The sequence below is a fragment of the Streptomyces colwelliae genome (assembly GCF_048158785.1).
In the GTDB taxonomy this organism is placed as follows: domain Bacteria; phylum Actinomycetota; class Actinomycetes; order Streptomycetales; family Streptomycetaceae; genus Streptomyces.
The window spans coordinates 1-18,553 of sequence record NZ_JBLTJC010000203.1 but is presented as its reverse complement, the minus strand read 5'-3'; the positions used below and the strand labels follow the sequence as shown (position 1 = coordinate 18,553).

The following is an 18,553-nucleotide window of genomic DNA, read 5'->3' as shown; positions in this document are numbered from 1 at the left end:
TTGAGGGGTTAAGGCTCCCAGTAGACGACTGGGTTGATAGGCCGGATCTGGAAGGCGGGTAACCGCTGGAGGTGACCGGTACTAATAGGCCGAGGGCTTGTCCTCAGTTGCTCGCGTCCACTGTGTTGGTTCTGAAACCACGAACAACCCCATTGCCATGGTCACGGCAGTGGTGCGGTTGATTGTTTCATAGTGTTTCGGTGGTCATAGCGTGAGGGAAACGCCCGGTTACATTCCGAACCCGGAAGCTAAGCCTTACAGCGCCGATGGTACTGCAGGGGGGACCCTGTGGGAGAGTAGGACGCCGCCGAACAAATATTGAAAGGGTTGGACCCTGAACTTCGGTTCGGGGTCCAACCCTTTTTTGTTGTGCGTCACTTGTAGTTCACGTTGCGCAATCACCATCCGAGCATGGGTACTGCTGCAATGCTCAGGGCCGCGGGCGTCGGACTCGGTGACGAGGTCGTCGTGCCGGCGTTCGGGAACGTGGAAGTCGCCGAGGCCGTCACTCTGGCGGGTGGGCTGCCGGTGTTCGCCGACATAGATCCGGTGACCTACTGCCTTGATCCGTCCGCTGTCGAAGCGGCCGTAACTCCGCGTACCGCGGCGATAGTTGTCGTACATCGATTCGGTCGGTCTGCTGATGTCGGGCGGTTGCTCGGGGTCGGGCAGCGGCATGGGCTGCTGGTGTTGCAGCAGGGGGAGTCCGAGGCGCCGTACGACGAGGTGGCTCAGCGGCGGGAGCGGGCTGCCTATCTTGACGCGAAGTTGCGCGGGGTGCGGACGCCCGATGGTGGGGACGGGCACACCTATCAGCAGTACGTCGTGCGGGTGCCGGGGAACGGGCGTCCGGATCGCGATGCCTTCGCTCGGGCCGTGCGCGGTAGGGGAGTTGAGTGCCGGGTGCCGGTGAAGACGCCTGTGCACCGGTTGCCGGAGTACCGGCGGTGTGTGGCGCTGCCGGAGACCGAGCGGGCCGCGGACGAGACGCTCGCGCTGCCGGTGGACGCCTCGTTGACGAAGCGGGAGATGCAGCGGATCGTGTCCGCGTGCAATGCGCTCGGGGGTCTGTTGCAGCCCGCTTTCTGATCGAGTCTCGGTCGGGCAGCGGTGGTTGGGCGCACGGGCCTGTTCGGGGTATGATTCTTTTCGTTGCCGCGAGGGAAACCTCGGGAAAGCGACAGGCCCTCTTAGCTCAGTCGGTAGAGCGTCTCCATGGTAAGGAGAAGGTCAACGGTTCGATTCCGTTAGAGGGCTCCAGACATCAGAAGGCCCCGCCCAATTGGGCGGGGCCTTCTGTGTGTTCGGGGTCGGTCAGTCCTTCTGGAGGCCCGGGACGCGCATCGCCAGGATGGCCATGTCGTCGGAGGGGGCGTCTGATGCGAAGCGTTCCACCGCTCGCATGACTCGGGCCGCTACCGCCCCTGCCGTGAGGCCCGTGCAGGTGGTGAGGACGTCGGTGAGGCCGTCGTCGCCGAGCATGCGGGTTCCCTCACGGCGTTCCGTGACGCCGTCCGTGACGCACAGGAGGACGTCGCCGGGGTCGAGGGTGACCGTCTGCTCGTAGAGCTCCAGGTCGTCCATGACGCCGAGGAGGGGCTGGGGTTCGGCGGCCGGTTCGACCGTGCCGTCCTGGCGGAGGCGGAGCGGGAGGGGGTGGCCGGCGCAGACCACCTTCAGTTCGGCGCTGCCGTCCTCCTGGGGCCACAACTCGCCGTAGAGGAGCGTCAGGAAGCGGCTGCGGGCGCCCTCGTCGAGGATCGCGGAGTTGAGGCGCTCCAGGACCGCGGGGCCGCCGAAGCCCTCCCTGGCGAGCAGGCGGAGGGCGTGGCGGGCCAGGCCGGTGACCGCGGCGGCCTCGGGGCCTGTGCCGCAGACGTCGCCGATGGCGAAGCCGTAGACGCCGTCGCGGATGGGGAAGAGGTCGTAGAAGTCGCCGCCCACTTCGTTGCCCTCGCCGGCCGCGCGGTAGATGACCTCGACCTCGACGCCCTCGATGTGCGGGAGGTCGGGGGGCAGGAGGCTGCGCTGGAGGGACTGGCTGATGGCCGTGCGCTCGGAGTACAGGCGGGCGTTGTCGAGGGCGAGGGCTGCCCGTCGGCTCAAGTCCTCGGCCAGTTCCAGGATTTCCTGGCGGAAGTGTTCGTCGGTGGGCTTGCCGAGGGTCAGCATGCCGATGACACGGTTGCGCGCGACCAGGGGGAGGACGACCGTCTCGCCGCCGACTGCCGAAGCCGTAGCGAGAGTCGGTCCGATGCCCGAGCTGACGCGGCGGGTCGGTTCTCCGAGGCCGAGGCTGCGCATGGAGGTGCGCAGGGCGGCCTGGTGGGCCGCTTCGGCGGGGGCGGCCCAGACGCGGGCGCCGGGGGTGGGGACCGGGTCCGGAGGGGCGATCTTCGAGAGCAACGACTTGATGCCGTCGATGAGTTCCTCGTCCTCGTGCAGGACGTACGAGAGGTACGGGTCCGAGGACTGGTCGGCGATCGTGTAGACCGCGCACCAGGTGGCGAGGGTCGGGACGGTCATCTGGGCCATCAGGGCCAGGGTTTGATCGCGGTCGAGGGTGCCCGCGAGGAGGTCGGAGGCCTCGACGAGGAAGCTGAGCGAGCCGCGGCGCAGGCGTTCCAGTTCGCCGAGGCGGGCCGACTCGACCGCCAACGCGATGCGGTCGGCGGCGAATTGGAGGCGTAGCGCTTCTTCGTTCGAGTACTTGTTGGGACCTTCGGCGGCCACTCCTAGGGAGCCGGTGAGGCGGCCCTCCACTTTCAGGGGGACCGTGACGACCGAGCGCATTCCGGTGCCGCTGAGGAGCGGTACGGCGCCCGGGACGGCCTGGAGGTCCTCGTGGACGGCCGGCATGCGGGCGGAGCCGTAGCGGCCGGGGCCCGCCTCGACGGGCACGCGTGCGAAGCGCTGGCGGGCGGAGGGCAGGCCGGTGGAGGCGCGGACCTCCAACTCGGTCTCGTCGTCGGTCGCGAGGAGCAGGAAGGCGGAGTCGCCGTCGAGCATGTCGCGGGCGCGCTCGACCGTGCGCTGGAGGAGGCCGTCGAGGTCGTCCGGCGCGGGGGAGCCGATGAACACCTCGAAGGGGTCGGTGTTCTGGCCGTCCGGGGTGGACGCCGCGTCGGGGGCGGGGCCGCGCAACGGGGTCTGGAGAACCGCGCGTTCGTGGTCCCTCACCAGGAGGCACACGGTTGACGGCTCGCCGCCCGTGTCGCGGACGCGGAGGTGGGAGGCGTAGACCGGGGTCACGCGGCCGTCGGCGCCGCGGACGCCGTAGGTGCCCTCCCAGCGGGAGAGGCGGAGTGCCTCGGCGATGCCGGTGCTGGTGCCCGGGGTGTGCGGCCAGGCGGCGAGGTCGGTGAGGGGCTTGCCGGTGACCTGCTCGGCGGCGTAGCCGAAGAGTTCCTCGGCGTCCTCGTTCCAGGACGCGATGGAGCCCGTACGGTCGATCTGGACGACCGCGACGCGGACCCTGCCGTCGGCGAGGGGGAGCAGGGCGGCCGGTAGGGACGGGCCGGCCGCGCGGGTGCCCACCGGGCGTGCGGGGAGGTCGAGTTGGAACCAGACCAGCTTCTTCGTGGGGGTGTAGTCGACGCCCCAGCGGCTGGCCAGGGCCGCGCACAGCTGGAGGCCGCGGCCGCCCTCGCGGTCGGGGCTGCTCATGGTGATCGCGGCCCCCTGGAGGGGGATCTCGCGCTCCGGGTAGTGGTCGGCGACCTCGATCCTCACGCCGTCGTCACTCCGTAGACACAGCACATCCGCAGCCGTGCCCGCGTGGACGACGGCGTTGGTCACCAGCTCGCTGGTGAGGACCACGGCGTCGTCGACGATGTCGGCGAAGCCCCAGCCCTGGAGGGTGTCGCGGACGAAGGACCGCGCGGTGGCGACCGATCGTCCGACGGGGTCGAAGCTGGCGGCCGCGCGCGCGGTGATCACAGAACTCCTCGGCCTGTTGTCGGCGGGCAGGTCACCATGGCCGATCGGCGCCTGCCGGGGCACCGGCTGGTTTCCGGTCGGCGGGGGATCCTGAGGCGCTCCCCCAGGATGCAGTCCGGTGGTCATGGTGCGGTGCCCCTCCGATGCCTGCCCGCTCGTGCTCGTGCCACCGCCCAGGCCGGACGGAACCGGCGCGGCTGGACAGCCGCATGCAAGGTTACTTACCTTCACCGTCCATGCGGATGCCGGTCCGCAGTGTTTCCTTCTCAGGGTGTGCGGACCGTGTGCGAAGCTGCCGAACTGTTATGGCCTGGTTCAGGCAGGGTGAAACACTGGGCAGGATTCTGGTGAAGGTCCGGGCAGGCTGGGTGTCTTCTGTGTACGGAGGGCGCCGGGCCCTGTTGAAGCCCGGTAAACCGGGCAGAGATACGCGGCGGTAGCTGAAACGCCGAGCAGTAGCAGCCGAGCACAGCAGTAACGGTCGACCCCTGCGGGAGGGACACAGTGGAGTCTGGCGCAGCGACGCGGGCCACCAAGACGCGCGCGAAAGGCGGACAGTCCCCGAAGAACCAGCGCAAACCGCGCAATGGGACCACGGAGGTGGACGCTGCCTCCTTGGACCGGCTGCTGACGGCTCTGGTCTCCATGCGGGACGGGAACTTCCGCAAGCGGCTCACGGTGTCCGGCGACGGCGTGATGTCGGAGATCGCCGCCGTGTTCAACGAGGTGGCCGACCGCAATCTGCACCTCACGGGTGAGCTGTCCCGGGTGCGGCGCATGGTGGGCCGTGAGGGAAAGCTCACGGAGAGGCTGGAGACGGGCGCCTGCGAGGGTTCCTGGGCCTCGGCCATCGATGCCTCCAACGCGCTCGTGGACGACCTCGTACGGCCCGTCTCCGAGGTCGGACGGGTGCTGTCCGCGGTGGCCGAGGGTGATCTGTCGCCGCGCATGGAGCTGCGGACGCAGGCGCCGGACGGGACCGGGCATCCACTGCGCGGGGAGTTCCTGAAGGTCGGGCGGACCGTCAACAACCTGGTCGACCAGCTGTCGACGTTCACCGACGAGGTCACGCGCGTGGCCAGCGAGGTGGGCACCGAGGGCAAGCTGGGCGGGCAGGCACGCGTGCGTGGCATGTCCGGCTCGTGGAAGGACCTCACGGAGTCGGTCAACACGATGGCGTACCGGCTGACGGCCCAGGTGCGGGACATCGCGCTGGTGACCACGGCGGTCGCCAAGGGTGACCTGTCGCGGAAGGTCACGGTCCATGTCGCCGGCGAGATGCTGGAGCTCAAGAACACCGTCAACACGATGGTGGACCAGCTGTCGTCGTTCTCCTCCGAGGTGACGCGAGTCGCCCGTGAGGTGGGTACCGAGGGCGAACTGGGCGGCCAGGCGCAGGTGCCGGGTGTGGCCGGTGTGTGGAAAGACCTCACCGACTCGGTGAACATCATGGCCGGCAACCTGACGGCCCAGGTGCGCGGGATCGCCCAGGTGACGACGGCTGTCGCCAACGGTGACCTGTCGCAGAAGGTGACCGTCTCCGCGCGGGGCGAGGTCGCCCAGCTCGCCGAGACGATCAACCAGATGACCGAGACGCTGCGTACGTTCGCGGACGAGGTCACGCGCGTGGCCAACGAGGTCGGCGCCGAGGGGCAGCTCGGCGGGCAGGCGAACGTGCCGGGTGCGGCGGGAACGTGGAAGGACCTCACCGATTCGGTGAACACGGTCTTCCGGAACCTGACGATCCAGGTGCGGGACATCGCCGCCGTGACGACCGCTGTGGCGAGCGGTGACCTGTCCCAGAAGGTCACCGTGAACGTGGCCGGCGAGATGCTGGAACTGAAGAACACCGTCAACGGGATGGTCGACCAGCTGTCCTCGTTCGGTGCCGAGGTCACGCGCGTGGCGCGCGAGATCGGTGTCGAGGGTGAACTGGGCGGCCAGGCACAGGTGCCGGGCGCGGCCGGAACGTGGAAGGACCTGACGGACTCCGTCAACACGGCGTTCCGCAACCTCACCGGACAGGTGAGGAACATCGCGCAGGTGACGACGGCCGTGGCCAACGGCGACCTGTCGCAGAAGGTCACCGTCGACGTGTCCGGCGAGATGCTTCAGTTGAAGAACACCGTCAACACGATGGTCGACCAGCTGTCGTCGTTCGCCGACCAGGTGACCCGGATGGCCCGTGACGTGGGCACCGAGGGCCGGCTGGGCGGCCAGGCGCGCGTGGACGGCGTCTCGGGCACCTGGAAGGAACTCACCGACTCCGTCAACTCGATGGCCGGGAACCTGACCTCCCAGGTGCGCAACATCGCCCAGGTGACCACGGCGGTGGCCCAGGGCGACCTGTCCCAGAAGATCGACGTGGACGCGCGCGGAGAGATCCTGGAGCTGAAGAACACCATCAACACGATGGTCGACCAGCTCTCGGCCTTCGCGGACCAGGTGACCCGGGTGGCCCGCGAGGTGGGCACGGAGGGCCGGCTGGGCGGGCAGGCGCAGGTGCCCGGCGTCGCCGGTGTGTGGCGCGACCTGACCGACTCGGTGAACGGCATGGCCGGCAACCTCACCGCCCAGGTGCGCAACATCGCCCAGGTCGCGACCGCGGTGGCCCGGGGTGACCTGTCCCAGAAGATCACCGTGGACGCGCGCGGGGAGATCCTGGAGCTGAAGAACACCCTGAACACGATGGTCGACCAGCTGTCCTCGTTCGCCGAGGAGGTCACGCGCGTGGCCCGCGAGGTGGGCACCGAAGGGCAGTTGGGCGGTCAGGCCGAGGTGCAGGGTGTCTCCGGCACCTGGAAGGACCTCACCCAGTCGGTGAACTTCATGGCGAACAACCTGACCATCCAGGTGCGCCAGATCGCCGAGGTCACGACCGCCGTCGCCAAGGGCGACCTCTCCAAGAAGATCACCGTCGACGCCAAGGGCGAGATCCTCGAACTCGTCACGACGGTCAACACGATGGTCGACCAGCTGTCGTCGTTCGCCGAGCAGGTGACCCGGGTGGCCCGCGAGGTGGGCACCGAGGGCATCCTGGGCGGCCAGGCGCACGTACCGGGTGTCACGGGCATCTGGAAGGACCTCAGCGGCAACGTCAACCTGATGGCCAACAACCTGACCATGCAGGTGCGGAACATCTCCCAGGTCGCGGCTGCCGTCGCCAACGGCGACCTGACCCGGACGGTGACGATCGAGGCGCGCGGCGAGGTCGCGCAGCTCGCCGACACCTTCAACACCATGGTGAAGACGCTGAGTTCGTTCGCCGACCAGGTCACCAAGGTGGCCCGCGAGGTGGGCACGGACGGCATCCTCGGCGGTCAGGCGCGCGTGCCCGGTGTGGCAGGCACGTGGAAGGACCTCACCGAGTCCGTGAACGGGATGGCGTCCAACCTGACCGGTCAGGTGCGCAACATCGCGATGGTCACCACGGCCATCGCCAAGGGCGACCTGACCAAGAAGATCGACATCGACGCCCGCGGCGAGATCCTCGAACTGAAGACGACGATCAACACGATGGTCGATCAGCTGTCCAGTTTCGCCGAGGAGGTCACCCGGGTCGCCCGTGAGGTGGGTACGGAGGGCCAGCTCGGCGGCCAGGCACGCGTGCGTGACGTCGACGGCACCTGGCGCGACCTCACCGAGTCGGTGAACGAGATGGCCGGGAACCTGACCCGCCAGGTGCGTGCCATCGCGCGCGTGGCGACCGCGGTGACCCGGGGCGACCTGAACCTGAAGATCGACGTCGACGCGGCCGGCGAGATCCAGGAACTCCAGGACTACATCAACAAGATGATCGCCAACCTGCGCGACACCACGATCGCCAACAAGGAGCAGGACTGGCTCAAGGGCAACCTCGCCCGCATCTCCGCGCTGATGCAGGGCCGCCGCGACCTGGACGACGTCGCCTCGCTGATCATGAGCGAGCTGACGCCGGTGGTCTCCGCACAGCACGGCGCGTTCTTCCTCGCGCTGCCCCTTGCGGACGCCGAGGGCGAGGAGGCGTACGAACTGCGCATGCTCGGGTCGTACGGCTACTCCATGGGGTCCATGCCGACCTCGTTCAGGCCCGGTGAGGCGCTGATCGGGACGGCCGCCCAGGAACGGCGCACGATCCTCGTGGAGAACGCGCCCAGTGGCTACTTGAAGATCTCCTCGGGGCTCGGGGAGGCGCCGCCCGCGCAGGTGATCGTGCTGCCGGTGCTGTTCGAGGGGAAGGTGCTCGGCATCATCGAGCTGGCCTCGTTCACGCCCTTCACGCACATCCAGAAGGACTTCCTCAACCAGATCGCCGAGATGATCGCGACCAGCGTCAACACCATCTCCGTCAACACCAAGACGGAGGTGCTGCTGAAGCAGTCGCAGGAGCTGACCGAGCAACTCCGGGAGCGGTCGGCCGAGTTGGAGAACCGGCAGAAGGCACTCCAGTCGTCCAACGCCGAACTGGAGGAGAAGGCCGAGCTGTTGGCCCAGCAGAACCGCGACATCGAGGTCAAGAACACCGAGATCGAGGAGGCGCGGCAGGTCCTGGAGGAGCGCGCCGAGCAGCTCGCGGTGTCGATGCGCTACAAGAGCGAGTTCCTCGCGAACATGTCTCACGAGCTGCGCACTCCGCTCAACTCGCTGCTGATCCTGGCCAAGTTGCTCGCCGACAACGCGGAGGGGAACCTCTCCCCGAAGCAGGTCGAGTTCGCCGAGACGATCCACGGCGCGGGCTCCGACCTGCTCCAGCTGATCAACGACATCCTGGACCTGTCGAAGGTCGAGGCGGGCAAGATGGACGTCTCCCCGACGCGGATCGCGCTCGTCCAGCTCGTCGACTACGTAGAGGCCACTTTCCGCCCGCTGACCGCGGAGAAGGGCCTCGACCTGTCCGTCCGGGTGTCGCCGGAACTGCCCGCCACACTGCACACCGACGAGCAGCGGCTCCTTCAGGTGCTGCGCAACCTGCTGTCCAACGCGGTGAAGTTCACCGACTCCGGGGCGGTCGAGCTGGTCATCCGGCCGGCCGGCGCGGATGTGCCGGTGGCGATCCGGGAGCAGCTCCTGGAGGCCGGTTCGCTGCGGGACGCGGACGCCGCCCTGATCGCGTTCTCGGTGACCGACACCGGGATCGGGATCGCGGGCAGCAAGATGCGGGTCATCTTCGAGGCGTTCAAGCAGGCGGACGGTACGACCAGTCGCAAGTACGGCGGTACGGGCCTCGGGTTGTCGATCTCCCGGGAGATCGCGCAGCTGCTCGGCGGTGAGATCCACGCGCAGAGCGAACCGGGGCGCGGTTCGACGTTCACGCTGTATTTGCCGCTGCACCCGAGCGAACTGCCCCCGCAGGGCTACCAGCAGCTGCCCGCGCTGGAGGCGGGAGATCTGGTGGTGTCCGCGGCGGAACTCGCCGAGCTGTCGGAGCGGAGCGAGGTGGACATCGAGACGCCGGCCGAGGTGAAGTCGTACCACGAGACGCAGAACGGTGCCGCCGCGCTCTTCAGGCGGCGTCGCCGGGCCGTCGAGTCCGCCCAACTGGGGCAGACCGTACGGGACCAGTGGGCGGCCCCGGAGGTGGCGCCGCCGTCGCGCCGGGGCATCCGGTTCGGCGGGGAGAAGGTGCTGATCGTCGATGACGACATCCGCAACGTCTTCGCGCTGACCAGCGTCCTGGAGCAGCACGGGCTGTCCGTGCTGTACGCGGAGAACGGCCGCGAGGGCATCGAAGTCCTGGAGCAGCACGACGATGTGACGGTCGTTCTGATGGACATCATGATGCCCGAGATGGATGGATACGCGACGACGACGGCGATCCGCAGGATGCCGCAGTTCGCCGGGCTCCCGATCATCGCGCTGACCGCGAAGGCGATGAAGGGCGACCGGGAGAAGGCGATCGAGTCCGGTGCCTCGGACTACGTCACCAAGCCGGTCGATCCCGATCATCTGCTGTCGGTGATGGAGCAGTGGATGCGCGAGGAGTGAAGGAAACGGGCGGACTTGACGAAAAAGCAGCGGGAACGGTGCGGGGAACGTTCGATGGCCACGCGGAGTTGCTGACTCAGGGTGGCCGGAGCCGTGTAGAAGTGCGGGATTCGGGGAACCTTCTGGTCTCCCGCTACGTTTCTGCTACGTGCACAGTGACATCACGGTGACAGGGTGTGGCGACAGGCGGGGTGCGGCTACCATGACCGGCACAAGGACGGACGGCGCAAGAGAGTCGTCCCCTGGGGCGGCGCCCGGTGCACATCCGGGGCGAGGAGGGCGGGCCATGGTGCAGAAGGCCAAGATCCTCCTGGTCGATGACCGGCCGGAGAATCTGCTGGCGCTGGAGGCCATCCTCTCTGCGCTCGATCAGACACTGGTTCGGGCATCGTCCGGGGAGGAAGCGCTCAAAGCACTGCTGACGGACGACTTCGCGGTCATTCTGCTGGACGTCCAGATGCCGGGCATGGACGGTTTCGAAACCGCCGCGCACATCAAGCGACGGGAGCGGACCCGGGACATCCCGATCATCTTCCTCACCGCGATCAACCACGGCCCGCACCACACCTTCCGGGGGTACGCGGCGGGCGCGGTCGACTACATCTCCAAGCCGTTCGACCCGTGGGTGCTGCGCGCGAAGGTCTCGGTCTTCGTCGAGCTCTACATGAAGAACTGCCAGCTTCGGGAGCAGGCGGCGCTGCTGCGGCTCCAGTTGGACGGCAAGCCCGCGGTCGGGGCGGCCAAGGAACCCGCCGGACTGCTCGCCGAGCTGTCGGCGCGGCTCGCGGCCGTCGAGGAGCAGGCGGAGGCGCTGTCCAAGCAGCTCGACGACGAGTCGGCGGACGCGGCGGCCGTAGCGACCGCGGCTCATCTCGAACGCAAACTCACCGGGCTGCGCAGGGCACTCGACGCCCTGGAGCCGGGTACGGGCAGCGGAGCACCTTCGGTCCCGTCGCAGAACTGACGTCCGCCGCGGGCGCAGTTGTGCGTGAACGGACGTCAGTTCCCGGTCTCGTACGGGCGACACGAACGGGTGAAGCAGTGGGCACACGTGTCCGCTGCCGTCTCCACAGGTAACCTCACACCTATGGCCTCACGTCCCTCCGCAGCCAAGAAGCAGCCCGCCAAGAGGGCTGCTCCGGCGAAGGCTCCGGCGAAGAAGGCCGCTGCGAAAAGGGCCCCCGCGAAGAAGGCGGTCGCCAAGAAGACCGCCCGCCCCGCGCCCAAGCCGGCGCCCAGCCCCACCGGGGGCATCGTCAAGCTCGTGCGCGCCGTCTGGCTCGGCGCGGCGCACGCCGTCGGCGCGGTGTTCCGGGGGATAGGGCAGGGTGCGAAGAACTTGGACCCGGCCCACCGCAAGGACGGTGTCGCGCTGCTGCTGTTCGGCCTCGCGCTGATCGTCGCGGCCGGTACGTGGGCCGATCTGCGCGGCCCGGTCGGCGACCTCGTCGAGATCCTGGTGACCGGCGCCTTCGGCCGCCTCGACCTGCTCGTGCCGATACTGCTCGCGGTGATCGCCGTGCGCTTCATCCGGCACCCCGAGAAGCCCGAGGCCAACGGCCGCATCGTGATCGGCCTGTCCGCGCTCGTCATCGGCGTGCTCGGCCAGGTCCACATCGCCTGCGGCGCGCCCGCGCGCAGCGACGGCATGCAGGCCATAAGGGACGCCGGCGGCCTCATCGGCTGGGGCGTGGCGACCCCGCTGACGTACACCATGGGCGAGGTCCTCGCCGTACCCCTGCTCGTGCTGCTCACCGTCTTCGGGCTGCTGGTCGTCACGGCCACGCCCGTCAACGCGATCCCGCAGCGCCTGCGGCTGCTCGGGGTGAAGCTGGGCATCGTCCACGACTACGACGACGAGGACGAGTTCGTCGGCGAGGACGACGAGCGCTACGACGAGCAGTGGCGCGACGCGCTGCCCGCACGCCCCCGCAAGCGCGGGAGCACCCCCGAGGCCTACGACCCCGACAGCGCCGAGCAGGACGCCCTCTCCAAGCGCCGGAGCCGCCCCCGGCGCTCCGCCGTGCCCCAGCCCGACATGCACCGCCCCATGGACGCCGTGGACGTCGCGGCGGCCGCCGCTGCCGCGCTCGACGGGGCCGTCCTGCACGGCATGCCGCCCTCGCCGATCGTCGCCGACCTCACCCAGGGCGTACGGGTCGGGGGAGACCGCGAGGACACCACCCCGACGCCCGTCCCGGCGCCCGCCGCGCGCCCCAAGCAGGAGAAGCTCAAGCCCGAGCCGGTCGAGCGCGTCGTGGCGGACCTGACCAAGGCGCCCCCGGAGGAGATGCGGGACCTGCCGCCGCGGGCCGAGCAGCTCCAGCTGGCCGGCGACATCACGTACTCGCTGCCGTCGCTCGACCTCCTGGAGCGCGGCGGCCCCGGCAAGACGCGCAGCGCCGCCAACGACGTCGTCGTCGCCTCCCTCCAGAACGTCTTCATGGAGTTCAAGGTCGACGCCTCGGTCACCGGCTTCACGCGCGGGCCGACGGTCACGCGCTACGAGGTCGAGCTGGGCCCCGCCGTCAAGGTCGAGCGGATCACCGCGCTCACCAAGAACATCGCCTACGCCGTCGCCAGTCCCGATGTGCGGATCATCAGCCCGATCCCCGGCAAGTCCGCGGTCGGCATCGAGATCCCGAACACCGACCGCGAGATGGTCAACCTCGGTGACGTACTGCGTCTCGCGGACGCGGCCGAGGACGACCACCCGATGCTGGTGGCGCTCGGCAAGGACGTCGAGGGCGGCTATGTGATGGCCAACCTGGCGAAGATGCCGCACGTGCTGGTCGCCGGAGCCACCGGTTCCGGTAAGTCGTCGTGCATCAACTGCCTGATCACCTCCGTCATGGTGCGCGCGACCCCCGAGGACGTGCGCATGGTCCTCGTCGACCCCAAGCGCGTCGAACTGACCGCCTACGAAGGCATCCCGCACCTGATCACGCCCATCATCACCAACCCGAAGAGGGCCGCCGAGGCGCTCCAGTGGGTCGTACGCGAGATGGACCTCAGGTATGACGACCTCGCGGCCTTCGGGTACCGGCACATCGACGACTTCAACCAGGCCATCCGCGACGGCAAGCTGAAGACTCCGGAGGGCAGCGAGCGGGAGCTCAAGACCTATCCGTATCTCCTGGTGATCGTCGACGAGCTCGCCGACCTGATGATGGTCGCGCCGCGGGACGTCGAGGACTCCATCGTGCGCATCACGCAGCTCGCGCGCGCGGCCGGCATCCACCTGGTGCTCGCCACGCAGCGGCCGTCCGTCGATGTCGTCACCGGTCTGATCAAGGCGAACGTGCCCTCCAGGCTCGCGTTCGCCACCTCCTCGCTCGCCGACTCCCGGGTCATCCTCGACCAGCCCGGCGCCGAGAAACTGATCGGCAAGGGAGACGGCCTGTTCCTGCCGATGGGGGCGAACAAGCCGACCCGTATGCAGGGCGCCTTCGTCACCGAGGGCGAGGTCGCGGTGATCGTCCAGCACTGCAAGGACCAGATGGCGCCGGTCTTCCGGGACGACGTCACCGTGGGCAGCAAGCAGAAGAAGGAGATCGACGAGGAGATCGGCGACGACCTCGATCTGCTGTGCCAGGCGGTCGAGCTGGTCGTGTCCACGCAGTTCGGGTCCACCTCGATGCTCCAGCGCAAACTGCGTGTCGGCTTCGCCAAGGCGGGGCGGCTCATGGACCTCATGGAGTCCAGGGGCATCGTCGGACCCAGCGAGGGATCCAAGGCACGTGACGTTCTTGTGAAGGCTGACGAGCTGGACGGCGTGCTCGCGGTGATCCGCGGGGAGTCTGAAGGGTAGGCGTCCGCCGGAAGGTCCGCCGAAAGGATGCGACCGTGATCCACCCGTTAGAGATCGTCGGGCAACCGTTTCCCTTTGCCGTACGTCAAGTTGAGCGAGAAGACAGACGGGGCTCCCACCATGGGGTCCGTGTCTGACTCGCCATCGGGCTGTCCGGCCATACCGATGGCGTACAAAGTCCCACCGCCCGGTTGCCCCACCCTTCGGTACCCCCCCTAGACTGAATTTCCAGCACAGGCGGCTACACGCTCGAAAGGCGCCCCCGTGTCCATCGGCAACTCCCCTGAAGACGAGCGTCCGTTCGAAGACGGTCGCTCCGAAGAGGGTCATGAGGAAGAAGCCCGCCCTTCCGTCGGCCGAGCCCTGCAGCAGGCACGTATCGCCGCCGGGCTGACCGTCGACGACGTCAGCAGTGCCACCCGGGTCCGCATCGCCATCGTGCACGCCATCGAGGCCGACGACTTCACGCCCTGCGGCGGTGACGTCTACGCCCGCGGGCACATCAGGACCCTCGCCAAGGCCGTCCACACCGATCCCGCACCGCTCCTCGCGCGTTACGACGACGATCACGGCGGACGCCCGGCCCCGACGCCGGCGGCGCCCCTCTTCGAGGCGGAACGTATCCGTCCCGAGCGGCGGGGACCCAACTGGACCGCGGCCATGGTCGCCGCGATCGTCGCTGTGGTCGGCTTCGTCGGGTTCACGGCGTTCAAGGGCGGCGACAGCGACACCGACGCGGCGTCGCAGGTCACCCAGGGAGCCACGCCCAGCACCAGCAAGTCCGCCGCGCCCAAGCCCTCGAACACGGACTCGGCCACGCCCAAGTCCGACCCCTCCGACAGTGCCATCGCCGCCGCGCCGCAGGACAAGGTGACGGTCCAGGTGAGCGCGGTCGACGGCCGCAGCTGGATCTCCGCCAAGGACCACAACGGCCGGATGCTCTTCGACGGACTCCTCAAGAAGGGCGAGTCCAAGACCTTCCAGGACAGCTCGAAGGTCAACCTGATCCTCGGCGACGCCGGTGCGATCCAGCTCTACGTCAACGGCAAGAAGATCGAGGACGACTTCCAGCCCGGAGCGGTGGAGCGCCTCACGTACACGAAGGGCGACCCCGAGGTCGGCTGATCGGCCCGACGGGGTGGTTGTTCAAGGGGTTGGCCAAGATCGGCCAACCCCTTCGACGTGGGGTGTCAGTGGGACGAAGTAGTCTTGAGCCCATGCCTGAACGCCGTACCGTCGCACTCGTCACTCTTGGCTGCGCCCGTAACGAGGTGGACTCGGAGGAGCTCGCAGGCCGCTTGGAGGCGGACGGCTGGCAACTCGTGGAGGACGCCGAGGACGCGGACGTCGCCGTCGTCAACACCTGTGGCTTCGTCGAGGCCGCCAAGAAGGACTCCGTCGACGCCCTCCTGGAAGCCAATGACCTGAAGGGCCATGGCAGAACGCAAGCCGTCGTGGCGGTGGGCTGCATGGCCGAGCGGTATGGCAAGGAGCTCGCCGAGGCGCTGCCCGAGGCCGACGGAGTGCTCGGTTTCGACGACTACTCCGACATCTCCGACCGCCTCCAGACCATCCTGAACGGCGGCATCCACGCCTCGCACACCCCGCGCGACCGCCGCAAGCTGCTGCCGATCAGCCCCGCCGACCGGCAGGAGTCCGCCGCCGACGTCGCGCTGCCCGGCCACGGCCCGGTCGACCTCCCGGACGGCCTCGCGCCCGCCTCGGGCCCCCGTGCGCCCCTGCGCCGCCGCCTGGACGGCTCACCGGTCGCCTCGGTGAAGCTCGCCTCCGGCTGCGACCGGCGCTGCTCCTTCTGCGCCATCCCGTCCTTCCGCGGCTCCTTCATCTCCCGCCGCCCGAGCGACGTACTGAACGAGACACGCTGGCTGGCCGAGCAGGGTGTCAAGGAGATCATGCTGGTCTCCGAGAACAACACGTCCTACGGCAAGGACCTGGGCGACATCCGCCTCCTGGAGACGCTGCTGCCCGAGCTGGCGGAGATCGACGGCTTGGAGCGGGTGCGGGTCAGCTACCTCCAGCCCGCCGAGATGCGCCCCGGCCTCATCGACGTGCTCACGTCGACGCCGAAGGTCGCGCCCTACTTCGACCTGTCCTTCCAGCACTCCGCGCCCGACGTGCTGCGTTCCATGCGCCGCTTCGGCGACACCGACCGCTTCCTCGAACTGCTCGACACCATCCGCTCCAAGGCCCCGCAGGCCGGAGTGCGCTCGAACTTCATCGTGGGCTTCCCCGGCGAGACCGAGGCCGACCTGGCCGAGTTGGAGCGCTTCCTGAACGGCGCGCGCCTGGACGCCATCGGCGTCTTCGGCTACTCCGACGAGGAGGGCACGGAGGCGGCGACGTACGACAAGAAGCTCGACCAGGACGTCGTTGACGCGCGGCTCGCGCACATCTCCCGGCTCGCCGAGGAACTCGTCTCGCAGCGCGCCGAGGAGCGCGTCGGCGAGACCGTGCACGTGCTGGTGGAGTCGGTGGACTCCGAGGACGGCGCCTACGGCCGCGGCGAGCACCAGGCGCCGGAGACGGACGGCCAGGTGCTGCTCACAAGCGGCGAGGGCCTGAGCGTCGGCCGTATGGTCGAGGCGAAGGTGGTCGGTACGGAAGGTGTCGACCTGGTGGCCGAGCCGCTCCTGGGCTCGCTCGCGTGTAGTGAGGAGGCGGGCAGATGACCGGAGTCCCGGCATCGGCGGCGGGCGGCACCTCCAGCGCGAACGGCGCGCCCGCGAGCGCGGGTTCCGGTGCGGCCTCCGGTGGCGCCTCTTCCGGCGCGATGTCGGGCAGGGTCTCCGGCGGTGTCCCCTCCGGGGGAGTCTCGGCCAGTGGTTCCTCTTCCGGTGCTGTCGAGCCGGGCGTGCCCGGTGGTTCGCGGCCGGCGCGCGGTGCGAAGGTCGTCGCCGCAGCGGTCAACCAGGCGAGCGTCTGGAACATCGCCAACTTCCTGACCATGCTCCGGCTGCTCCTCGTCCCCGGCTTCGTCGCCCTGATGCTGGCCGACGGGGGGTACGACCCGGCGATGCGTTCGTTCGCCTGGGCGGCCTTCGCCATCGCCATGATCACCGACCTGTTCGACGGCCATCTGGCGCGGACGTACGACCTCGTCACCGACTTCGGGAAGATCGCCGACCCCATCGCCGACAAGGCGATCATGGGAGCGGCGCTGATCTGTCTGTCCTCGCTCGGCGATCTGCCGTGGTGGGTGACCGTCGTCATCCTCGGCCGGGAACTCGGGATCACGCTGCTGCGTTTTCTTGTCATCCGGTACGGCGTCATTCCCGCGTCGCGCGGCGGCAAGCTGAAGACGCTCATCCAGGGCGTGGCCGTAGGGATGTATGTGCTGGCGCTGACGGGCTGGCTCGCCACTCTGCGGTTCTGGGTGATGGCGGCGGCGGTCGTTCTGACCGTGCTGACCGGGCTCGACTATGTGAGACAGGCCATTGTGCTGCGCAGGCAGGGAATCGCCGAGCGCATGGCGGCGTCGGAGGAGACGGAAGCGTGAGTTCCACGGCCACTGAAGTGGTGCGACTACTGACGGTGAGCGGTGCGACGCTCGCTGTCGCCGAGTCGCTCACCGGTGGTCTGGTTGCGGCGGAGATCACATCCGTGCCCGGAGCCTCCAAGGCCTTCCGGGGTTCGGTCACCGCCTATGCCACCGAGCTGAAGCATGAACTGCTCGGTGTCGACGCGGCCCTGCTGGCCGAGCGGGGAGCCGTAGACGCGCAGGTCGCGGCCCAGATGGCGGTCGGCGTGCGGAAGGCGCTGGGCGCCGACTGGGGCATCGCGACCACCGGTGTGGCGGGCCCGGAGCCGCAGGACGGACAGCCCGTGGGCACCGTTTTCGTGGCCGTGGACGGGCCCTTCGGACCGGATCCGGATGCCGCCGGTGGCGGGAAAGTGGCCGCGCTGCGGTTGAACGGCGGCCGGGCGGAAATTCGTAGAGAGAGTGTACGGAGCGTACTCGCGCTGCTTCTGGAGCGGCTCGTGAGCGAACAGACCGGGAATGAGCGGACACAGGATACGGAACAGAACGGGGGGTTTTGATGTTTGCAGCCCTGAGTGAACACGACATCGCTCCCCGCACGGCCGCGGCGCAAGGCGGTACGGTGGGGCGAGAAGGATGCGGCTACGCGGTCCGAGGAGGGAGCCACCGATGATTCTGCTCCGTCGCCTGTTGGGTGACGTGCTGCGTCGGCAGCGCCAGCGCCAGGGCCGTACTCTGCGCGAAGTCTCCTCGTCCGCCCGAGTCTCACTCGGCTATCTCTCCGAGGTGGAGCGGGGGCAGAAAGAGGCTTCCTCTGAACTGCTCTCCGCCATCTGCGACGCGTTGGACGTACGGATGTCCGAGCTCATGCGGGAAGTGAGCGACGAGCTCGCTCTCGCCGAGCTGGCCCAGTCTGCTGCGGCCACCGGTTCGGTGCCCACGTCGGTACGTCCGATGCTGGGTTCCGTGTCGGTGACCGGTGTGCCACCGGAACGGGTGACCATCAAGGCCCCCGCCGAGGCGGTGGACGTGGTCGCCGCGTGACGCTCACGCTGACGTGACGCTCATGCTGACACGACGCTCATGCTGATGTAGACCGATGAGGCGCTGACCGGCCTCAACGATGTGTGCGAGCCCCGGCCGGGGCTTCTCCAGGGAGACCTGGGGAGGTGCGGTCGGGGTTTTCGTTTTTTCGCGTTCTTTTACGTGGGGGCGGTGGCGGGAGGCCTGGCGGGCCGGACGTCGGTCGCTCCGGTCGGGCGCCCTGTACGGCTGTGGCGGTCCGTTTGCCGGTGTGGTCCCTTGCGGTCATGGTTGAGGCGAGTGGTGCGTCGGTGTGC

Annotated in this window: 10 protein-coding genes, 1 tRNA gene and 2 rRNA genes; 12 read left to right on the top strand and 1 reads right to left on the bottom strand. The window is 68.8% G+C overall.

Translation table 11 applies throughout. The features are described 5' to 3' along the window. The 4 genes from ACNFOC_RS33185 to ACNFOC_RS33170 all read left to right on the top strand — a co-directional run. Positions 1-105 (top strand): 23S ribosomal RNA (locus ACNFOC_RS33185); the annotation flags it as partial. A 91-nt stretch (positions 106-196) separates the two neighbouring features. After that, positions 197-313 (top strand): 5S ribosomal RNA (gene rrf / locus ACNFOC_RS33180). Positions 314-426: 113 nt separating this feature from the next. Further along, a complete protein-coding gene (locus tag ACNFOC_RS33175) occupies positions 427-1,089 on the top strand; it encodes a DegT/DnrJ/EryC1/StrS family aminotransferase (RefSeq protein WP_416962739.1) in 663 nt (220 codons plus the stop codon). A gap of 95 nt (positions 1,090-1,184) precedes the next feature. Beyond that, positions 1,185-1,260: transfer RNA gene (locus tag ACNFOC_RS33170), tRNA-Thr, on the top strand. A gap of 54 nt (positions 1,261-1,314) precedes the next feature. Here ACNFOC_RS33170 and ACNFOC_RS33165 read toward each other — a convergent pair. Further along, entirely contained in the window at positions 1,315-4,065 is a 2,751-nt protein-coding gene (locus ACNFOC_RS33165; protein WP_416962738.1) for a SpoIIE family protein phosphatase, read from the bottom strand. Between the two features lie 378 nt (positions 4,066-4,443). Here ACNFOC_RS33165 and ACNFOC_RS33160 point away from each other — a divergent pair, with 378 nt between their 5' ends. From ACNFOC_RS33160 to ACNFOC_RS33125, 8 genes are all read left to right on the top strand, one after another. Further along, on the top strand, positions 4,444-9,903 hold the full coding sequence (locus ACNFOC_RS33160; protein ID WP_416962737.1) for a HAMP domain-containing protein: 5,460 nt from the start codon (positions 4,444-4,446) through the stop codon (positions 9,901-9,903). A gap of 286 nt (positions 9,904-10,189) precedes the next feature. Beyond that, entirely contained in the window at positions 10,190-10,867 is a 678-nt protein-coding gene (locus ACNFOC_RS33155; protein ID WP_363101542.1) for a response regulator, read from the top strand. Between the two features lie 123 nt (positions 10,868-10,990). Next, the gene (locus ACNFOC_RS33150) at positions 10,991-13,714 is read left to right on the top strand and encodes a DNA translocase FtsK (RefSeq protein ID WP_416962736.1); all 2,724 of its coding nucleotides are present in this window, start codon (positions 10,991-10,993) and stop codon (positions 13,712-13,714) included. A 264-nt stretch (positions 13,715-13,978) separates the two neighbouring features. Next, complete coding sequence (locus tag ACNFOC_RS33145) at positions 13,979-14,839, top strand: helix-turn-helix domain-containing protein (RefSeq protein ID WP_416962735.1); 861 nt, start codon at positions 13,979-13,981, stop codon at positions 14,837-14,839. Between the two features lie 92 nt (positions 14,840-14,931). Continuing rightward, positions 14,932-16,404, top strand: a complete 1,473-nt coding sequence (gene rimO, locus ACNFOC_RS33140; protein WP_416962734.1) for a 30S ribosomal protein S12 methylthiotransferase RimO — start codon at positions 14,932-14,934, stop codon at positions 16,402-16,404. After that, positions 16,401-17,231 (top strand): CDP-diacylglycerol--glycerol-3-phosphate 3-phosphatidyltransferase, encoded by an 831-nt coding sequence (gene pgsA / locus ACNFOC_RS33135; protein ID WP_416962733.1) that lies wholly within the window; start codon positions 16,401-16,403, stop codon positions 17,229-17,231. The genes rimO and pgsA overlap by 4 nt, the downstream gene beginning before the upstream one ends. Next, positions 17,228-17,773 (top strand): CinA family protein, encoded by a 546-nt coding sequence (locus ACNFOC_RS33130; RefSeq protein WP_416962732.1) that lies wholly within the window; start codon positions 17,228-17,230, stop codon positions 17,771-17,773. Before pgsA ends, ACNFOC_RS33130 begins: the two co-directional genes overlap by 4 nt. Before the next feature lie 109 nt (positions 17,774-17,882). Further along, positions 17,883-18,257 carry a helix-turn-helix domain-containing protein gene (locus ACNFOC_RS33125; protein ID WP_019060943.1) on the top strand — a complete coding sequence of 125 codons (375 nt, stop codon included), beginning with the start codon at positions 17,883-17,885 and terminating at the stop codon, positions 18,255-18,257. Positions 18,258-18,553 lie beyond the last annotated feature (296 nt).

What these genes read in the sequence shown, in the direction of transcription:
- ACNFOC_RS33175 (WP_416962739.1), top strand. Translation starts at nt 427, where the DNA reads ATGCTCAGGGCCGCGGGCGTCGGACTCGGTGACGAGGTCGTCGTGCCG.
- ACNFOC_RS33165 (WP_416962738.1), bottom strand. Translation starts at nt 4,065, where the DNA reads ATGACCACCGGACTGCATCCTGGGGGAGCGCCTCAGGATCCCCCGCCG.
- ACNFOC_RS33155 (WP_363101542.1), top strand. Translation starts at nt 10,190, where the DNA reads ATGGTGCAGAAGGCCAAGATCCTCCTGGTCGATGACCGGCCGGAGAAT.
- ACNFOC_RS33150 (WP_416962736.1), top strand. Translation starts at nt 10,991, where the DNA reads ATGGCCTCACGTCCCTCCGCAGCCAAGAAGCAGCCCGCCAAGAGGGCT.
- rimO (WP_416962734.1), top strand. Translation starts at nt 14,932, where the DNA reads ATGCCTGAACGCCGTACCGTCGCACTCGTCACTCTTGGCTGCGCCCGT.
- pgsA (WP_416962733.1), top strand. Translation starts at nt 16,401, where the DNA reads ATGACCGGAGTCCCGGCATCGGCGGCGGGCGGCACCTCCAGCGCGAAC.
- ACNFOC_RS33125 (WP_019060943.1), top strand. Translation starts at nt 17,883, where the DNA reads ATGATTCTGCTCCGTCGCCTGTTGGGTGACGTGCTGCGTCGGCAGCGC.